This is a genomic window from Shewanella sp. SNU WT4, from assembly GCF_006494715.1.
GTDB lineage: Bacteria > Pseudomonadota > Gammaproteobacteria > Enterobacterales > Shewanellaceae > Shewanella.
Genome location: NZ_CP041151.1, coordinates 2,176,987 through 2,194,754 on the forward strand (window position 1 = coordinate 2,176,987; position 17,768 = coordinate 2,194,754).

The 17,768-nt window shown below is 45.7% G+C and carries 14 protein-coding genes, 4 tRNA genes and 3 pseudogenes; 9 read left to right on the forward strand and 12 right to left on the reverse strand.

Going from position 1 to position 17,768, the window contains the following annotated elements:
- The first annotated feature begins 6 nt into the window (after positions 1-6).
- The gene (locus FJQ87_RS09790) at positions 7-648 is read left to right on the forward strand and encodes a bifunctional 4-hydroxy-2-oxoglutarate aldolase/2-dehydro-3-deoxy-phosphogluconate aldolase (RefSeq protein ID WP_140932476.1); all 642 of its coding nucleotides are present in this window, start codon (positions 7-9) and stop codon (positions 646-648) included.
- Positions 649-1,231: 583 nt separating this feature from the next.
- Here the strand turns inward: FJQ87_RS09790 and gap are convergent.
- Positions 1,232-2,242, reverse strand: coding sequence for a type I glyceraldehyde-3-phosphate dehydrogenase (gene gap / locus FJQ87_RS09795; RefSeq protein ID WP_140932477.1), 1,011 nt, complete (start codon positions 2,240-2,242; stop codon positions 1,232-1,234).
- Between the two features lie 1,009 nt (positions 2,243-3,251).
- Here gap and FJQ87_RS09800 point away from each other — a divergent pair.
- From FJQ87_RS09800 to FJQ87_RS09815, 4 genes are all read left to right on the forward strand, one after another.
- Positions 3,252-4,694 carry a glyceraldehyde-3-phosphate dehydrogenase gene (locus FJQ87_RS09800; protein WP_140932478.1) on the forward strand — a complete coding sequence of 481 codons (1,443 nt, stop codon included), beginning with the start codon at positions 3,252-3,254 and terminating at the stop codon, positions 4,692-4,694.
- A 252-nt stretch (positions 4,695-4,946) separates the two neighbouring features.
- Positions 4,947-5,022, forward strand: a tRNA-Gly gene (locus FJQ87_RS09805).
- A 22-nt stretch (positions 5,023-5,044) separates the two neighbouring features.
- Positions 5,045-5,118 (forward strand) — tRNA-Cys (locus tag FJQ87_RS09810).
- Positions 5,119-5,157: 39 nt separating this feature from the next.
- Positions 5,158-5,243: transfer RNA gene (locus tag FJQ87_RS09815), tRNA-Leu, on the forward strand.
- A 117-nt stretch (positions 5,244-5,360) separates the two neighbouring features.
- On the opposite strand, the gene rnhA is transcribed toward FJQ87_RS09815, so the two are convergent.
- Positions 5,361-5,831, reverse strand: coding sequence for a ribonuclease HI (gene rnhA, locus FJQ87_RS09820; protein WP_140932479.1), 471 nt, complete (start codon positions 5,829-5,831; stop codon positions 5,361-5,363).
- Between the two features lie 68 nt (positions 5,832-5,899).
- Here rnhA and dnaQ point away from each other — a divergent pair, with 68 nt between their 5' ends.
- The 3 genes from dnaQ to FJQ87_RS09835 all read left to right on the forward strand — a co-directional run bounded on the left by dnaQ (position 5,900) and on the right by FJQ87_RS09835 (position 8,149).
- A complete protein-coding gene (gene dnaQ, locus FJQ87_RS09825; protein ID WP_140932480.1) occupies positions 5,900-6,628 on the forward strand; it encodes a DNA polymerase III subunit epsilon in 729 nt (242 codons plus the stop codon).
- A gap of 1 nt (position 6,629) precedes the next feature.
- A complete protein-coding gene (locus FJQ87_RS09830; protein WP_140932481.1) occupies positions 6,630-7,970 on the forward strand; it encodes a TIGR03503 family protein in 1,341 nt (446 codons plus the stop codon).
- A gap of 102 nt (positions 7,971-8,072) precedes the next feature.
- Positions 8,073-8,149: transfer RNA gene (locus FJQ87_RS09835), tRNA-Asp, on the forward strand.
- Positions 8,150-8,533: 384 nt separating this feature from the next.
- On the opposite strand, the pseudogene FJQ87_RS19030 reads toward FJQ87_RS09835, so the two are convergent.
- The 4 genes and pseudogenes from FJQ87_RS19030 to FJQ87_RS09850 all read right to left on the reverse strand — a co-directional run.
- Positions 8,534-8,674, reverse strand: a pseudogene (locus FJQ87_RS19030) (IS3 family transposase); the annotation flags it as partial.
- Positions 8,675-8,689: 15 nt separating this feature from the next.
- Positions 8,690-9,100: pseudogene (locus FJQ87_RS19035) on the reverse strand (group II intron reverse transcriptase/maturase); the annotation flags it as partial.
- A gap of 664 nt (positions 9,101-9,764) precedes the next feature.
- A pseudogene (locus FJQ87_RS09845) lies at positions 9,765-10,468 on the reverse strand (IS3 family transposase); the annotation flags it as partial.
- A gap of 133 nt (positions 10,469-10,601) precedes the next feature.
- Positions 10,602-11,201, reverse strand: coding sequence for a hypothetical protein (locus FJQ87_RS09850; RefSeq protein WP_168195172.1), 600 nt, complete (start codon positions 11,199-11,201; stop codon positions 10,602-10,604).
- Between the two features lie 53 nt (positions 11,202-11,254).
- Between FJQ87_RS09850 and FJQ87_RS09855 the strand changes: the two genes are divergently transcribed.
- Positions 11,255-11,602, forward strand: a complete 348-nt coding sequence (locus tag FJQ87_RS09855) for an IS66 family insertion sequence element accessory protein TnpB (protein WP_140932484.1) — start codon at positions 11,255-11,257, stop codon at positions 11,600-11,602.
- A 128-nt stretch (positions 11,603-11,730) separates the two neighbouring features.
- On the opposite strand, the gene hypA is transcribed toward FJQ87_RS09855, so the two are convergent.
- The 6 genes from hypA to hypF all read right to left on the reverse strand — a co-directional run bounded on the left by hypA (position 11,731) and on the right by hypF (position 17,760).
- Positions 11,731-12,087, reverse strand: coding sequence for a hydrogenase maturation nickel metallochaperone HypA (hypA, locus tag FJQ87_RS09860; protein WP_140932485.1), 357 nt, complete (start codon positions 12,085-12,087; stop codon positions 11,731-11,733).
- A complete protein-coding gene (gene hypE / locus FJQ87_RS09865) occupies positions 12,087-13,103 on the reverse strand; it encodes a hydrogenase expression/formation protein HypE (RefSeq protein ID WP_140934065.1) in 1,017 nt (338 codons plus the stop codon). Before hypE ends, hypA begins: the two co-directional genes overlap by 1 nt.
- Complete coding sequence (gene hypD / locus FJQ87_RS09870; protein ID WP_140932486.1) at positions 13,093-14,238, reverse strand: hydrogenase formation protein HypD; 1,146 nt, start codon at positions 14,236-14,238, stop codon at positions 13,093-13,095. Before hypD ends, hypE begins: the two co-directional genes overlap by 11 nt.
- Before the next feature lie 2 nt (positions 14,239-14,240).
- Positions 14,241-14,483, reverse strand: a complete 243-nt coding sequence (locus tag FJQ87_RS09875; RefSeq protein ID WP_140932487.1) for a HypC/HybG/HupF family hydrogenase formation chaperone — start codon at positions 14,481-14,483, stop codon at positions 14,241-14,243.
- 2 nt (positions 14,484-14,485) lie between these two features.
- Positions 14,486-15,268, reverse strand: a complete 783-nt coding sequence (gene hypB, locus FJQ87_RS09880; RefSeq protein ID WP_140932488.1) for a hydrogenase nickel incorporation protein HypB — start codon at positions 15,266-15,268, stop codon at positions 14,486-14,488.
- Positions 15,269-15,351: 83 nt separating this feature from the next.
- Positions 15,352-17,760 (reverse strand): carbamoyltransferase HypF, encoded by a 2,409-nt coding sequence (gene hypF / locus FJQ87_RS09885; RefSeq protein WP_140932489.1) that lies wholly within the window; start codon positions 17,758-17,760, stop codon positions 15,352-15,354.
- Positions 17,761-17,768 lie beyond the last annotated feature (8 nt).

Here is a 17,768-nt window from a genome sequence, read left to right on the forward strand (position 1 = left end):
AAAGCAATGCCGAGCAACAATTGGACTTTACAACCACAAGATGTCTTTTCTCGCAGCCCGATAGTGCCTGTGATGGTAATTAATAAAATCGAACATGCTGTGCCATTAGCCAAAGCTTTAGTAGCGGGCGGGATCAGCGTGTTAGAAGTGACGTTACGTACACCGTGCGCGCTAGAAGCCATTCGTAAAATTGCTGAAGAAGTGCCAGAAGCCTTAGTGGGCGCGGGTACCATCTTAACTGAGCTGCAATTGCAGCAAGCGGTTGACGCAGGTTCGCAGTTTGTTATCACTCCAGGCGCTACTCCTGCGTTACTGAAAGCGGCTATGGCTGGAACTGTGCCATTAATTCCTGGTGTTGCCAGTATTTCTGAAGTGATGGCGGGTATGGACTTAGGTTATACCCACTTTAAGTTTTTCCCAGCGGAAGCCTCAGGTGGCGTTAATGCCCTTAAAGCTTTTGCCGGTCCATTAGCTGATATTCGTTTTTGCCCAACGGGCGGCATTACGCCTAACAGCTATCGCGATTATCTGGCATTAGCCAATGTTGATTGCATCGGTGGCAGCTGGATTGCACCAACAGATGCAATGGATGCCGGTGATTGGCAGCGTATTACTGATTTATGTAAGAGCGCATTAGCGGGTCTGTAAATCAAGACGCTTGCAGGGCTAGCTCCTAGCTTGGTCATTGCAAGCTAATGGCTAAGTCATAGATGCACTAATAATCCGAGTTCTCTAGTAGAACTCGGATTTTTTATCGGTTTTTTTAGGTGTGGAATAAGGTTTTAACAAGGGTTAACTCATCAAGCTTGCTTGTTAGCTGCTGGAGCTTACTCATCGATTAGCAAAGTATCATCAAGCAACAAGGCTATGTCATTGCTGCATAGTTAGCGATAGTGTGTTTAAGGTTGTCTGAAAGGTGGCTCGGTTGCATGGCAAAGTGTTAACTTGAGGTGAACAGGCTTAATGCTAACGGGTTAATAAGCGAGATGATTGATAAGCTTGAGCAAACATTAGCTTTGAGTTGAGGCAAGGGGCGAGATAGAGAGGTTGTTCTGGTTTAATTGCGGTTGAGTTAAGGATAGAGCCTGTATGCACCAATAATGCCAGCGTTTACAGCGTTGGATTTACATCTATAAAAACCGCGTGCGACAGCTATAAAAAATGCCAATCAGCTTAACTGATTGGCATCATAGCCTTAAAAGGCTTTATGGATTTAATGAACTAGGGCTAATTACTTAGCGTTCATCAATGCCACAGTATTGTCTAACATGCGGTTGCTGAAACCCCATTCGTTATCATACCAAGACATTACTTTAACTAACCGACCACTGACGCGAGTCTGAGTGGCATCAAAGTTAGAAGAGTAAGCATTGTGGTTGAAGTCGATAGATACCAGTGGCTCTTTGTTGATAGCTAAGGCTTCAGACAATGGGAACTGCTTAGAAGCACGTTCAACGATGGCATTTACTTCTTCAATCGTCGTGTCGCGAGCAGCGATGAACGACAAGTCAACCAAAGATACGTTAACAGTCGGTACGCGTACCGCTAAACCGTCAAACTTACCTTGCAGTTCTGGAACCACTAAACCTACGGCAGCAGCTGCACCAGTTTTAGTTGGGATCATAGACATTGCAGCGGCGCGAGCACGACGTAAATCAGTGTGGTACACATCTGATAAACGCTGATCGTTAGTGTAAGCATGAATAGTGGTCATTAAACCAGATTCGATACCTAACTCATCATTTAACGGCTTAACAAAAGGTGCTAAACAGTTAGTGGTGCAAGATGCGTTTGAGATCACTGTCATATCAGCGGTCAACACATCTTGGTTAACACCGTAAACTACAGTAGCGTCAACGTTTTTGCCTGGAGCTGAAATGATAACTTTCTTGGCGCCAGCGTTCAGGTGTGGTTGTACAGCTTCTTTAGAAGTAAAGATACCGGTACATTCGTACACTACATCAACGTTTAATTCTGCCCATGGCAGTTTGGCTGGATCGCGCTCTTGGAAAGTCAGGATTTTATCCTGATTAACATAAATCGCTTCTGCATCGTGTTCAACTTTAGCGTTGAAACGACCATGCACAGAATCGTACTTAGTTAAGTGAGCATTAATAGCAGCATCGCCAAGATCATTGATAGCAACGATTTGAATTGGGTAGTTTTTTTCGCTTTCGTATAAAGCGCGTAAAATATTACGACCGATACGGCCATAGCCGTTAATTGCAACGCGGATAGTCATCTCATATCCCTCTGGTGATTAGAAAATACTTCTGGTTGTAAACTTACCAAATTAGTGGCGATGGTCAAGCTAAATCCACCTATTTGTGGCCTAATTGGCATTAATGAGGTAATTTTTTTACAAAATGATGACTAGCCCTCATATTTGGCAATCAATTTAGTGCTTTTATCGACGCCAGTTCGTGCGCTAGATCACACTGCGTTTTTTCTATTCTTGGGCTCATCCGAGCTTTTGTCGTGGTTATTACGGTTTTGACATAGCGTCTTTCAGCGCCGCCGCATATAACTTAGGCTCGATTACCTATTATTTATTACTGACTATTTATTAGTTACAACTAGGTCTTGTTAGTACTTTGCGTTAATCATATTCCCAGATATAGGCCGTTACAGCATTGGCATAAGCGCCCAAGTTAAGGCGAGGGGAGGCGCGAGGGTTTTGTTAAGAATAACTGTGCCTGGACACTTAAGTGAAATGCTATCTGCAGCCTTATAAGCATGATTCAATGAGTGTTGTGATAGTCAGTCTCACAGTTTTTATCGTGTCTTGCTGATGATGGCTCTGTGGTGCTTATGCTGTATTAATACTGCTAATGCAGCATTAGTGGCGTTTAAAACACCATTAGCAGCGTTCTGGCGTGATTATTGCCGTAAAAATAGCAATTTTTTTGAGGATTATTCTTACAGAACCTGCTTGAGCTTTGGGGTGTTTTCGACGCACTCACCCATCACTCGGGTTAGATTGTTGTAAACATTACAACATATAGGTGCAAACCCGCATGTAATGCGTATTTTCACTAATAAAATTACATATTTAGCCATAATATCTTGCTGGATTGCCACTCCTGAATTCATTACACTATCGGCGACCAAGGATAGGCTGTAACAGTCACGCAACCTGTTTCTGTACCCTTAGCCACCGCATTACGCGCATTAAATAACGCTTGGTTTCTTCTCTGCTACTTTAGCTATTCATCTAAGCATTATAAAAAGTGAGATTAAAGGATCTGTCAATGAGCGCTGATAAACATCTACAAAGCTGGCAAGAACGATTTGAATTAGCCGAGGCCATGCAGCCTCTGTTAGGTAAGCTTTACCGTAATCAAGGCGTTGAAGTGGTTGTCTATGGACGACCATTACTCAGTGCGTCAACCATAGAGATTATTAAGGCTCACCGTTTAGTTCGTCGCCATGTGGGCGATAAATTACGCTTACGCGAAAGTTTTCCTTTTTTAGAAGCCTTAAGCAAGTTAGACGTTAAACACTGCAAGGTTGATATCGGTAAATTAGCGGTTAAATATTGGCGTAATCATCAAGATATCGATGAAATTGAAGCGTATATGGCCCATGAGCTCAAAGAAGTGATCCACCACACGGGTGATACCGCACCAAGAGATGTGGTGCTGTATGGTTTTGGTCGTATCGGCCGCTTATTAGCGCGTCTGTTAATTGAACGCAGTGGTAAGAGTAACCGTTTACGCCTGCGTGCCATTGTATTGCGCGGCGGCCGTAAAGGCGATTTAGAGAAACGCGCGAGCTTATTGCGCCGTGATTCAGTCCATGGTCCATTTAACGGATCTGTTGAAGTCGATACTGATAACAATGCCTTAATTGCCAATGGTACTTATATCCAAGTGATTTATGCCGATGGCCCAAGTGAAGTGGATTACACCAAATACGGCATTGAGCGCGCACTCGTGGTTGATAACACGGGCATTTGGAAAGATGAAGCCGGGTTAGGGCAGCACTTAGCCTGTCCTGGTGTAGAAAAAGCCTTGTTAACTGCGCCAGCCAAAGGTGACATTAAGAACATAGTCTTTGGCGTCAATGAAGATGATATTCTGCCTAATGATCTAATAGTGTCAGCTGCGAGTTGCACAACGAATGCTATAACGCCGGTACTCAAAGCAATTCATGATGAGTTTGGGATTGAGAATGGCCATGTGGAAACTATCCACTCTTATACCAATGATCAAAACCTGATTGATAACTACCACAGTGCCGATCGCCGTGGTCGCAGCGCGCCATTAAACATGGTGATTACAGAAACGGGCGCTGCCAAGGCAGTGGCTAAAGCATTGCCTGCCTTAAAAGGGCGTTTAACCGGTAATGCTATCCGCGTACCTACGCCTAACGTGTCGTTGGCGATATTAAGTTTAAACCTTAATCGTGAAGTCTCTAAAGACAGCGTCAATGACTATATACGTCATGTGTCTTTGCACTCAGGCTTACAAAATCAAATCGATTACACTGAATCGACGGAAATCGTATCTAGCGACTTAGTGGGCTCACGCTACGCTGGTGTGTTTGATTCGCAGGCCACGATAGCTGAAGATAAGCGCGTGACTTTATATGTATGGTATGACAATGAATTTGGTTATAGCTGCCAAGTAGTAGGCGTAATGCAGAAGATGTTAGGTCTGCAATACCCATCATTACCCTTAGGTGATGATTAATTAGGTAGTAAAGGGTTAACCAACAATGCTTAACGCGAAACCAATAACGTTTTAGGGTCTTAGTTTTGCCATTAGCCGCATAGAAAAAGGCGCTCTGAGCGCCTTTTTTGTTTGCTTTGACAGCAGTTTGCTGGATAATTCGGCATTCAGTTCGGGATTGCAATTTTATTGGGTATTTACGATTGACTGGTGAGTCGATTCAGGTAGAATGCGTCTCGTAGTCAAGGGGAAGCTCCTGATTAACAAGTGAATGCGGCATTAGCTCAGTTGGTAGAGCGATACCTTGCCAAGGTATAGGTCATCGGTTCGAACCCGATATGCCGCTCCAATCTTTGATTGGGTCACAATTTGGCGCGATGGCAGAATGGCTATGCTGCGGATTGCAAATCCGTCGATCTCGGTTCGACTCCGGGTCGCGCCTCCACTCATTTGAAACCTAATGCTTAGGCGTTAAGTTAAAAATGCCCGAGTGGTGGAATCGGTAGACACAAGGGATTTAAAATCCCTCGCTGAATAAGCGTGCCAGTTCAAGTCTGGCCTCGGGTACCATCTTTAGATGACAAAAAAGCCTCAACTATGTTGGGGCTTTTTTGTATCTGTAAATTACTGTGTAAATGATAAAAAAAAGCGGCCGTAGCCGCTTATATGAATAGAATCGTTTAATGATTACGGGTTATAGCCTTCATCAATGTCTTGAGGCTTAGCCTCAGCGGCTTGGCGAGCTAAAATGTCGCAGCGTTCGTTTTCAACGTGACCCGCATGGCCTTTAACCCACTGCCAGTCGACGTCATGAATTTGTCTTGCGGCATCAAGGCGCAGCCATAGGTCGACATTTTTAACCGGCGCCTTGTTCGCAGTTTTCCAGCCTTTAGCTTTCCAACCGTGGATCCACTGAGTGATCCCTTGGCGCATATATTGGCTATCGCTGGTGAGCACAATTTTGCAAGGTTCTTTTAAGGCTTCTAACGCCACAATCGGCGCTAATAGCTCCATACGATTATTGGTAGTTAATTGATAGCCATGTGCCAGCTCTTTGGTGTGCTGGTTGAACTTAATGACAATCCCATAACCACCGGGACCTGGATTACCTAGGCACGAACCATCAGTAAAAATATGAACAAGTTTTCGTTGAGGCATCTGCTTGCTATGATAAGAAATCTTGAGTCGATTATAACCCCATCCCTTGATAGAGGCTGCAAGTTATTATGAATATTATCTCCAGTGCAAGTCGTCAGATTATTCTGGATACCGAAACCACAGGTATGAACCAAGGCAGTGGTCCTATCTATAAAGGTCACAGGGTAATTGAGATTGGTGGCGTGGAAATGATCAACCGTAAGCTAACGGGGCGTCATTACCATCAATATATTAATCCACAGCAACTAATTGATATTGAAGCGATTGGTGTTCACGGCATTACCGATGCGTTTGTGGCGGATAAACCTAAATTTGCCGAAATTGCGGCAGATTTTCTAGCTTTTGTGGATGGTGCGGAAATCGTCGCTCATAACGCGTCGTTCGATATTAGCTTCCTCGATCATGAATTATCCATGCTGCACCCGCAAGGGCCAAAAATCGCCAGCATGTGCGGCGTGCTCGATTCACTGGTTATTGCCAAGTTTTTACACCCGGGGCAGAAAAATAATCTAGATGCCTTATGTAAGCGTTATCATATAGATAACAGTCGTCGTGATTTACACGGCGCCTTACTCGATGCTGAAATTCTGGCAGATGTTTATCTTGCCATGACAGGCGGCCAAACTAAGCTGGAATTATCTACCGAAGAGCCTGGCCAAGAGCGCGGTGATGTGATGCGTCTTAGTAAAACGCGCAATGCACTTAAAGTTATCTGCGCCGCTGCCGATGAACTAGCTATACATGAGTCCCGTCTTGACCTAGTGGCCAAATCAGGGAAATGCCTCTGGAGAGGGTAATTTGCAAAAATCACAGGGATGCTTGTTACTGGGGCTAATGTTCTTTGTAGCCCTAACAGCCAATGTAACCAAGGCGCAGGAGACGAGCAGCGCAGATAAGGATAACTCTGCGCCACTCAGTATTATTGAGCCAACAGCCACCGCAGGCCTGAATAATCGATTTCGCATCGATTATATGGTTGAAAACATTACTCTACTCATCAAACGTCGCTATCAATCTGTGCCAGTGATCCTGCTCTTACCCGATGGTACTAAGTGGTATTCCGACCGTCATCCCGATACTGTGCACTGGGTTGATGGTATTGCCAGCGACATTATCGTCATTAAAAACCCTATGCCCGGCCCTTGGCAGGTATTAGGCCATGTCAATCAAGGTTCAAGCATTGAAAAACTGTCTGAATTGTCAGTAGAAGTTGACCCGTTACCTGAACCCATTTTTCAAGGTGAACGCGTTAAGGTTACCGCGCGCTTACTCTCAGGCGAGAAACTAATGACTATGCCCGGCATGGATTACTTGATTAATTGGCAAGCTAAGTTATTGAGTAATCAGCAAGCAGGCGATGAGAATTTTGCCGTTGGTACTTACAAGGCGGGTGGCTATCTTGATAATGGCGAAATGCTCGATGAGCGCCCAGATGATGGCCTATTTACTGGCGATCTCAATTTAAATCAACCTTGGGGTCATTATACCTTTCAGGTAATGGCCAGAAATCGCATCCTTGAGCGCGAATTTAATATACCGCTTAACCTGTTGCCGCAGCCTGTAAAGGTCACCATTGTTGAGCCGAGCGATACCGTAAATGGACAATGGCGAGTTAATATCTTTATTAATGAAGAACATGTACGCGCGCCTGAAACTCATGTGGAACTTACCGTTGTTGGACCATCTGAGCAATGGCCATTACCCCTAACCGTGCTGGTGCCTGGTAATAATCTGATGGATATTCCTAAAATGCCAGGCCCTGGGGGATATCGCATTGAAGGCAGTATTGCATCCACTACTGTTGGTGGGCGCGAAATTGTGCTCACCATGAATGAGCAATTTTTTTCCATAGCCGATCCTGTGCCAGAAGGACCAAGTTTGGCAGACATTGCTAAAGAAGAGGCAAAAATAGCCGATGCTCAAACTTTGGCGGCGCGCAGTAATGCACAGTTTTGGATTATTACTATTAATGTCATTTTATTAGTGCTTGGCATTATTGGTCTAATCGTCTGGCGAAAGCGGCAAACCATGGCAAAAGCACTGGCATCAGCGGAACTCAATATGTTGAATCAGCCAGCGACCAATGCTAAAAGCAGTACAGGCGCCAAAGACATCAAGCTTGCTGGTAAAACCGCCTAGTCATGAGTTGTAGCCTGAGTGGTTAAAATTTAGCTAAACAGTTAATTGTTATCAAAAAAAATATTGACCTACGCTAAAGTTATTAATAATATCAAGGGCATTGGAGCGGTAGTTCAGTTGGTTAGAATACCGGCCTGTCACGCCGGGGGTCGCGGGTTCGAGTCCCGTCCGCTCCGCCAACATTTAAGAAGCCCAAGCTATTAATTAGCTTGGGCTTTTTGCTTTTCTGCTTTTGCATGTCTGCGACCACTGTTCGTGACCGTGACCATTTCGTGACCAAAACCCCTGTTTGACCGGGTGTCATAATGCCGGATCGCATTTATTGATTATAGACGGCGTAAAACTTCTAGACCTTCTTTTTACCCCCCTAAAAACGGCGTGATTATTAACCTCCCACGCTCCCGACGGCGAAGTTCATTGTGCCTTAATGTGACGTTTGAAGCGCAATACAGTAGAAAAATCCAGCGTTGTGACAGCTGTGGATGCTGATTATTTGGACAATGCGATTGGTGTGAAACATGAATATACCGCGCACTAATTGAATTGAATAGCAAGTGAAGTGGTCAAGTTTTATTGGCCACTAACTTAGAATCTAATGCATATCTTTGCTCAGATTCATTTGGTGTTAGACCTGCATTGTAATGATGTGGCCTAACGTTGTTGTAATATCTAATGATGTAATCATTGATGTGATGCTTTGCTTCAATAAAGCTGCGGTGTTCTGGTCTAAAGCCATAGGACAACGAATGAAAATCATTTTCCCATATCGGCTCCATTGCCATGAGCATGGCACGTTGAACTATTCTATCCCTAAGCGTTGGTATACCTAAAGGACGTAGCTTTCCATTGGCCTTGGGAATATAGATCCGTCTAGCAGGCATCGGTTGATAGTTACCTGACAGCAGATCATCTCTGATCTCATCAAGATAACCAGCCAAATAAGCCTGTATATGAATCTTTGTTATTCCATCAACACCAGGCGTTTTAGCACCTTTTGAAGAAAGCGTTACTTCAGCCGCTTGGCGAAGCCAATGCGGGTGACTGATAAGGCGCAGCAGTCGATTAACGCGACGCGTTTTATCGGTTGCTGTCCATGTTGCTAATTTACGTTGCTGTTCGCTGATTATCAAAGGTCTTCACTTCATTAAGGTCAGGTAATTTGCTGACGCAAATCAATTAAACTGTGTCCCTTCGCCATGTAATGGGCTTTCCCCATCTCAGACTACTACGAACACTCCGCCAGCTTGTTTGTCATCAGGGTCATGCTCCCTTAGCATTCAAAACAAACCTTCCCCGGTTTATCTACCTGAACTCAAACATATTGGGGTGGATGCCGATCGCAGTCTTTGACCTTATCGTACTGTAAGGTGATGATGCTTAAACGCAGAATTGTGATTTAACGTTTATCCATTAATAAGTACATATTTATTACTCATTAATTCGGCAATAGTGCCCATACGTTTAGCACTATTGCAGCACCATATTGCCTGTTAATTCGTGTAGGCAATGGCGACGTTTCAGCCCATAGATGCGGGTTAACCGGTTCATGTTCTTCATCCGTCCAATACTTAGTCTAGAGGAGCATCTTGGCTTAACGAATTCGCCTCACTCCCCGTTGTCAGCGAGTTACATCACCTTATCAGCATACGATAAGTCACTGCCGCTCAGACTCAACTATCTGCACAACCAGATAGTGCCATAAACAATGTAGCTCCTGCCGTAGTGTTCATGTATTTCAGATAGACTCGTGGTTCGTTAAAGCATTCCATGCTAGTGCTGAACTCCGGGCATACCGTAGGTTACATCGCCACACCAAACCGTATTTGGCTCAACAACATCAAATTGTCTATTGAGTAAATTGGGGATGTCTGTGTATTCATTTCCTGATTTTTTATAGCGATGCTGTGGCTGCTGGCAACTCACCAGTCCTAACTTTTTCATCAAGCGGCCTGCTCGATAGCGACTTAATTGCACATCTTGCGTTGTCGCTATGGTTGCAATAGTTCTGGCTCCTGCAGAGCCTTCACTTTGCTCGTGTATATCCTTAACCTTTGTTTCCAAGAGAACTTGTGCTGTGTTCATTGTTCTATCGCGCTTAAGCCAGTAACGATAACTGCTACGGTGAACTCCAAATACATCACATGAAACTGAGATAGGATAACGCCCTGCTTGATGGATTTTCTCGATTATCGAGAACTGTTCAGCGAGTCCGACATCAAGAGAGCGGTAGCCTTTTTTAATATGTCTTTTTCCATTTCAATGCGCGCGATTTTTTTCTTTAGCTCACGAATTTCAATCTGCTCAGATGTCATTGGCGAGGCATTGGGAGCTATGCCTCGACGCTCAAGTTTTAACTGTGACACCCACTTACTGACAGTTGATTTGCCAACGCCCATGGCTTTTGCTGCTTCCTCTTGTGTATAACCTTGATCAAGCACAAGCTGTGCGGTTTCAAGCTTAATTGCAGCAGTATATGTTGCTCGTGTTTTATTCGTCATTTTGCCACCCAATGTATACGCCCTAAGCATAATATTTGTTTCTTAATGGATGGCCAAATTAACTATGCCACTTCAGTTCGCCCAATCAGTAACAAATGAACGGTGGTATAAACGTCTTCGATAGCATTGACCCTCACTGCCACTGTTTGATGTTTTCAGGATTAAATAGGATGATTGCTAAGCGGTGAAATAGTATTCTTAGGCTATGTGAGGAATAACGATTAAGGCCACGTTGGATTAATTGTTCTTCCTTGGCATGACGAAGATACAAGTAGCCGAGTCCCTCTGGAAATGGTTCTTGTCTTTTTAACGCTAAGCGATCAATAACGAGTTCCTTATGCATATTCCAATGAGTAAGTCTTTTATCTTTGGGGTATTGAAGCAATAATTGCCAGCGGCGCCACGGAAATAGTTGACTGACTACTTGCATAAAACGTTTAAAACTATTGGTGTCTGTAAATCGAATACCAGCTCTAGAACTATTGCTGTTTAATAAGCAGTATTTGATTGCCCAAGTGAGCTCACTTTTCTTTGCCTTATCATCTTTCATTGTTTGGCAGCCGATTAAAGCATTGGCCACATCCTTACGTTCTTGAACACTTATTGGTTCTGCCGGCAACAATTGATGGCAACGACTCTTGGGAAACAACCTAGATTTTCCCTTACTAGTTTTTAGTTGTTGTAATGCTTTAGCTGAATTGTGCGTAACCGTCCAGCGAACCACACCTCGCATCGTTAATCTGATTATTTGAAAATATCTGCTCATTGATAAATTTGGAGCAGGTGATGACAACTCACAAAACAAGTCAGCAGTGGCGACAGTTACTTTTACAACGCAATACTTTTAGTGGCACTAATATCGAATTTTGCCAGCAACATAATGTCTCGATTACCACCTATTATAAACAGCGCGCTTTACTGGGTAAGCAACAGTACCAGCCAAGCGTGTCAGAGCAAACATCTCACGCTACTCAATCACGCTTTATACAACTAAATAACCGCTTGTTAAATTCTCAGTTTCCTCATCATCCTAATCATTTAATTGGGTGTGATATTCCAAACGATGCGCGACGTCGAGCGGAAAGCGTTGCTAAGATATTAATGGGTTTATTTAAGACTGGAAGCAAACAATGAAGATGTGATGGCATAAATTGACGGGGTATTACCATCCTTAGTTTACCCCAGCCAACGATAGCTAATCTGTTTAATGTATTTGGATACTTTGCAGACGATCTTACATATTTACGTATGAATCTATATGCCTAGCCATTATCAGCCATATCAAATTCAAGCTGCATTAAATACATATCTTCGCCATCAGTCACTTGGGTGTTAAAGCTGCCGCAGTGCGGGCAAATGATGGCGCGCTCAGAGGGGAGCGAGTCGGTGTTGCAATCGCGGCAATGCAAGGCTAAGGGCTGAATGTGCATTTCAAGCTCGGCCTGTTGGCACAAGCTATCTAGCTTAAAAGTATCAAAGGCGGTTTGCAGTAAGCTAGGTTCAATGCCACTAAGGACGCCAACTTTAATGCTCACCCGAGTAACTGCAGGCGCCTGATGCTGCCTAGCTAAATTGTCGCACTGCTCTAGCAGTGCGGTCACTATTGAGTATTCGTGCATTAACAAATCCTTGGTAATAATTCGCCTTGGGGAACATCAAGATAGCGGCTTGATCCCCATGGAGTATTTAATACCACTTTACCGCTATGCTCAGTTTGTCCGTAGCCAATGATAGCGGCCTGCTGGCATTGCGGCTGTTGGCGCAAAATTGCCAGCGCAGTTTCGGCCTGCGCTTGCGGTAAGGCCAGCACAAAGGTACCTTCATTGGCTAAATCGAGCGCTTCAAAGCCAAACAATTCACACATGCCTTGCACTTCATCGGTAATCGGAATATCCGCTTCGGTGACTTGAATGCCAATATTTGATGCCTGCGCCCACTCATTAAGTACTGCGCTTATGCCGCCGCGAGTAGCATCGCGCATGGCATGAATATCAAGGCCCGCTGCTAGGAGAGCGCTAACTGCTGGCCATAACGTAGCGCAATCAGAGGTGAGGCTCGATTCCAGCGTTAAGCCTTCACGCGCCATTAAAATAGCGGCGCCATGGCGACCAATATCGCGCGACACAATAATGGCATCGGTGGCGCTTATGTTATGGGCGGAAATACCTTCTTGTTGGACATGGCCAACACCTGTCGTGGTAATAAAAATGCCATCGGCAGAGCCTTTAGGCACTACTTTAGTGTCACCGCACACTATCTTAGCGCCGCTGACGCTAAGCTCTGTGGCCATAGATTCAACAATTAAGCTGAGATCATCATAGCTAAAGCCTTCTTCGATAATAAAACTCGCGCTCAGGTACTCAGGTTTGGCCGCCATCATAGCTAAATCGTTAACTGTGCCTGCTATGGCTAATTTACCTATGTTGCCGCCGGCAAAAAACAGTGGCGCCACGGTAAAGGCATCGGTAGTAAAGGCTACGCGGCCATTAAGCGTCAGTAGGGCGGCATCTTCTTGTTGGCATAATAAGGGGTTGTTAAATGCCTTAAAAAATAGCTGAGTGATCAGCTGATTCATTTCTTGGCCACCGCCGCCGTGGCTAAGTTGTATGGTCTTGCTGCGTTTGTTATTTGTGATCATCAGCTTGTCCTCGCGCCGTTATGCCGCCATAGCGATAGTAGGCATTACAGGCGCCTTCTGAGCTTACCATGCAGCTACCTAGTGGGGTTTGTGGGGTGCAGCCGCGGCCAAAGACTTTGCATTGCTGTGGCTTAGATAATCCCCGTAAAATATCGCCACACTGACAGGCTTTATGATCTTCAATTAGCTCTGTGGGCAGGTGAGACGCAAACTGTTGTTCGGCGTCTCTGTGGCTAAATTCAGGGCGTAACTGCAAAGCTGAGTTAGCTATGGGGCCAAGCCCGCGCCAGCGAAACTCTGGCCGCACTTCAAAATATTTATCGACCAAAGCTTGCGCCGTGAGATTGCCATCAAAGCTTACTGCTCTGTGGTACTGAATGGCTAATTCGGCGCGCCCAGCAACTTGTTGACGGGTAATCATTAAAATTGATTCCAGCACGTCTACAGGCTCAAACCCAGCGACAACAACCGGGGTGTGATACTTATCGACTGCGGCTTGATAAATCTTGGCGCCTTGAATTACGCTCACATGTGATGGGCCAATAAAAGCATTAACTTTAACTCGCGCATCACTCATCACAGCATCTATGGCTGGTGGTACAAGCACATGATTGATATGAAACAGTAAATTATCTAGCCCTTGGGCTTCGGCTTGGGCTAGTAACACAGCAGTCATGGGCGTTGAGGTTTCAAAGCCAATGGCAAAAAACACGACTGTTTTATCTGGGTTTTCACTCGTTATGGTCAAGGTATCTAGGGGATCATAAATCGGGCGGATTTCGCAGCCTTGAGAGCGATATTGCGCCAAACTGCCGCGGGAACCTGGCACGCGTATCATATCCCCTAAGGTCACGAGAATGACATTATCAAGACTCGCTAAAGCGGCGGCGTGATCTATACGCTCTTTAGGCATAATGCGCACAGGGCAACCTGGGCCATGAATAAATTGAATATTGTCCGGCAATAGCTGCAATAAGCCATATTTCATTATGGTATGAGTGTGGCCGCCACAGACTTCCATAATATGCAGCGGGGCGCGCAATTGACGCGCCTCTTGCTGGATCTCTGCGGCTAAGCGCTTAATGGTTTGCGGATCGCGAAAACCGTCATACAGGGATTTAAGCTCTAACATGCTTATTCCCCTTGTTGCTCAAGTTTATCTATGATTTCGCGATATAAAGCTAGGCTTTCCATGGCCGCGGCTTTATCAATTTTATTCATCACAAAGCCAATATGGATCAAGACAAAATCGCCAAACTCGAGTGGCTCACTGAGTAAGTGGCTGCTGACTCTGCGCTTTACTCCCATGGTATCGACGGTAACGCTGTGATCTTCTGCGTGGATCTCAACGACTTGTGAGGGGATAGATAAGCACATAGTTAGATCCCGCCCGCTGGCGCTGTTTCAAGATTGGCCGCTAACCACTGGGCAAGAGGTGCCATGGACGCGGGATCTTTTACTGAGATACATAAGATCTGTGCGTTTGGATTGAGTTTTTTTACCGCAAGGCTTGCTTGCTCGATACTGAAATCAAAGTGCGGTAAAAGATCGCATTTAGTGAATAACACGAGATCGGCGCGGCGGAACATCACAGGGTATTTCTCAACCTTATCATCCCCTTCAGGGATAGACACTAATACTATGTTTTTATGGGTGCCGACATCATAGCTTGCTGGGCATACCAAGTTGCCCACGTTTTCCACAAACAGAATATCAAGGGGAGCCAATTCAACATGGTGTAAGGCACCATGTACCATAAAGGCATCAAGATGACAGGCGCTACCGGTTTGAATTTGAAACGCTTCAATGCCTTTAGCTTTGAGGCGATCGGCGTCACGACTAGTTTCTAGATCGCCTTCGATCACAGCGTATTGCAACGGGCTGTAGTCTCTTAGATGTTCAAGTAAGGTGGTTTTGCCTGAGCCTGGGCTGCTCATTAAGTTAAAGCCTGTCACTTGATGGGCGGCCAGATGATCGCGGTTATGGGCCGCTTCAATATCGTTTTTATCCAGAATTTTATGAATAACAGCTAAGGTTTTGGTGTCATTTAGCTGGGGATTGGTATGCAAATTAGTATCACCATGATGATGACCGTGGGAGTGGCCGTGACTATGACCTTGATCTGGGTGACGCGTCAGTGAACAACCGCAATCTTTACACATACAATACCTCTATTCTTGGGTAGCCACGCTTACTGGCCTGATGATTCATTGATTTACGCCTTGATAGGCCTAAACCTTAATATTTATTGATTAAGAGCATCTTGCATCAATGGCTGATGTATCCCTGCCCATAATTGACCGAATGCTATGCCGCCATCATTAATGGGAATATCGCCACTTGGCAATAACTCAATGGCGACCTCAGCCAGCGCTTGGCGGGTGAGGCTGAGTAATAGTGGATTTTGAAATACGCCGCCACATAGCACGAGTTTACGCCCTGGATAGCACTTAGCAATATTGGCAACTAAGTTAGCGAGCGCCTGCATAAAGCCCAAGGCTATTTGCCCTTGGCGCTGAGGCGTTAAAGGTTTGGCTTGTACAGCTTGGATGATAGCGAGCAATAACTGCTGACTATTCCATTGGCTGCAGGCGTTGGTACTTGTATTAGCTGCGTTAGTTGCATTAACCGGAATTATCTCAATCTCCCACTGGCAATCTGCTGGTAATGGCTGCAACTGTCGCTGGAATTCTTCGGCAAGTTTAGTGAGTATCATACCCGCCTGCGCTTCAAAACTTGGCTGGTGGATTTCACCTAATAATAAAGCCACTAGATCAAATAAGCGCCCAGCGGAACTGGTGCGGATGCAGCGGCTGTGATTGCGCCACAATTGGTGCAAGTTAGCCAGTTGGCTTGCCGATAATGTTTGCAATGCTTTGATGGGTAAGGCTCTGATTTGCACAAGACTCATGTGCTCAAACAATAAGGCGGCCAGTAATCGCACTGGCTGCTGAGTCGCTTGCTCCATGCCTATCATAGTTAAGGGCGTGAAGTGGCCAAGCCTTTGATAACTTGTTGGCGTGCACTCTAATAATTCACCGCCCCATAAACTGCCATCATCCCCAAGCCCTGTGCCATCAAAGGCAAAGCCTAATACTGGCTCAGTGACTTGATTGATGGCCATAACACTTAATACATGGGCATGATGATGCTGCACGGCTAGTGTTGAGCACTCGCTCGTTGCCGCATTGGCTAAGCGACTGGTGTGATAGTCAGGGTGGTGATCGTGACAAATCTTAGTCGGGGCTATGCGGTATAACTGCTGCAAGCTTGCCAAGGTGCGATCAAAATAGCTTTGCGATGCCAAGCTGTAGAGATCGCCCACATGGGGGCTTAAGATCATTTGCCCTTGATGGCGCAGGGCTAGGCTATTTTTTTGCTGCGGCCCTAATGCTAAACAGGCGGCATTCGGGCGATCGTTTGCATCTGCAATCGTATGGTTTTCAAGTGGCATACTTAAAGGCGCAAAGCCGCGGGCGAGGCGGATCATTTGCCTTTGATTGTCTATGACTTGGATGATGCTATCATCGCAACCATTGATGATGTCGCGATCATTATCTAGCACTTGATCAACCACATGGGCTAATTGGCTCACTATGGCTGCGCTAGACGTAATAATCGGTTCACCAGAAATATTGGCGCTGGTGGCCACCAGTGGCCGCCGAACTTTAGCGAGCAGTAAGTGATGCAACGGCGTATAAGGCAAAAAGATCCCAAGTCTGCCAAGACCGGGCGCTATGTTAGCGCTAACAGCAAGCTCTGGCTCACTACTTGGTAGCCGCATTAATAAAATCGGCCGCTCAGGACTTTGCAATAGCTGCCATTCCATGTCATTACCGCTCACTAGGCTTTTAGCCATAGTGAGGTTGGCGGCCATGATAGCTAAAGGTTTACTGGGGCGATGCTTGCGATCGCGCAGGCTTTGCACTGCATTGGCATTGGTGGCATCACACATTAAATGAAAACCGCCAAGGCCTTTAATGGCAACTATCTTGCCTGCTAATAGGGCGCTGGCCGCGTCATCTAATGCTTGTGCGTCATGACTGAGTGCCTCGCCAGTATTGGTCAGCAAACTGAGCCTTGGCCCGCACTTAGGGCAGCTAATAGGCTGGGCGTGATAACGGCGATTGAGTGGGTCTAGATATTCAGCGCGGCACTCACTACACATGGCAAAGTGCGCCATGGCGGTATTGGGTCTGTCATAGGGCAAGTCCTTGATTATGGTGTACCTAGGCCCGCAGTTAGTGCAGTTGGTAAAGGGATAATTAAAATAGCGACTGTTAGGGTCGCTAATATCGGCGCAGCAATCGGCGCAGCAGGCTTTATCTGGGGATATGCTCACGCTAATGTCATCACAGTTATCACTGCGGATAATCCGAAATTGCGCGCTTGTTTCATCGAGGGCGGTATTGACTATCTCGATAGTTCGCTGCTGCCAATTATCAATGCGCGCCAGTGGCGGCGGCGCCAGTTGCAGTTTCTGGGTAAATTGCTCAATTTGCGGCCGCTCGCCTTGGACTTCTATGGTTACGCCAGCGCTGTTATTAAGCACAGTGCCACTTAGGCCAAACTCAAGGGCGTAGCGATAGACGTAAGGGCGAAACCCTACGCCTTGCACTATACCGCTGATGTGAATGCGCTGACGCGTGATCATAGCAGTCC

Bases quoted from the DNA above. Each gene is read 5' to 3' on its own strand.
- FJQ87_RS09790 (WP_140932476.1), top strand. From the start codon at position 7: ATGCCGAGCAACAATTGGACTTTACAACCACAAGATGTCTTTTCTCGC.
- gap (WP_140932477.1), bottom strand. From the start codon at position 2,242: ATGACTATCCGCGTTGCAATTAACGGCTATGGCCGTATCGGTCGTAAT.
- FJQ87_RS09800 (WP_140932478.1), top strand. From the start codon at position 3,252: ATGAGCGCTGATAAACATCTACAAAGCTGGCAAGAACGATTTGAATTA.
- rnhA (WP_140932479.1), bottom strand. From the start codon at position 5,831: ATGCCTCAACGAAAACTTGTTCATATTTTTACTGATGGTTCGTGCCTA.
- dnaQ (WP_140932480.1), top strand. From the start codon at position 5,900: ATGAATATTATCTCCAGTGCAAGTCGTCAGATTATTCTGGATACCGAA.
- FJQ87_RS09850 (WP_168195172.1), bottom strand. From the start codon at position 11,201: ATGCGAGGTGTGGTTCGCTGGACGGTTACGCACAATTCAGCTAAAGCA.
- FJQ87_RS09855 (WP_140932484.1), top strand. From the start codon at position 11,255: ATGACAACTCACAAAACAAGTCAGCAGTGGCGACAGTTACTTTTACAA.
- hypA (WP_140932485.1), bottom strand. From the start codon at position 12,087: ATGCACGAATACTCAATAGTGACCGCACTGCTAGAGCAGTGCGACAAT.
- hypD (WP_140932486.1), bottom strand. From the start codon at position 14,238: ATGTTAGAGCTTAAATCCCTGTATGACGGTTTTCGCGATCCGCAAACC.
- FJQ87_RS09875 (WP_140932487.1), bottom strand. From the start codon at position 14,483: ATGTGCTTATCTATCCCCTCACAAGTCGTTGAGATCCACGCAGAAGAT.
- hypB (WP_140932488.1), bottom strand. From the start codon at position 15,268: ATGTGTAAAGATTGCGGTTGTTCACTGACGCGTCACCCAGATCAAGGT.
- hypF (WP_140932489.1), bottom strand. From the start codon at position 17,760: ATGATCACGCGTCAGCGCATTCACATCAGCGGTATAGTGCAAGGCGTA.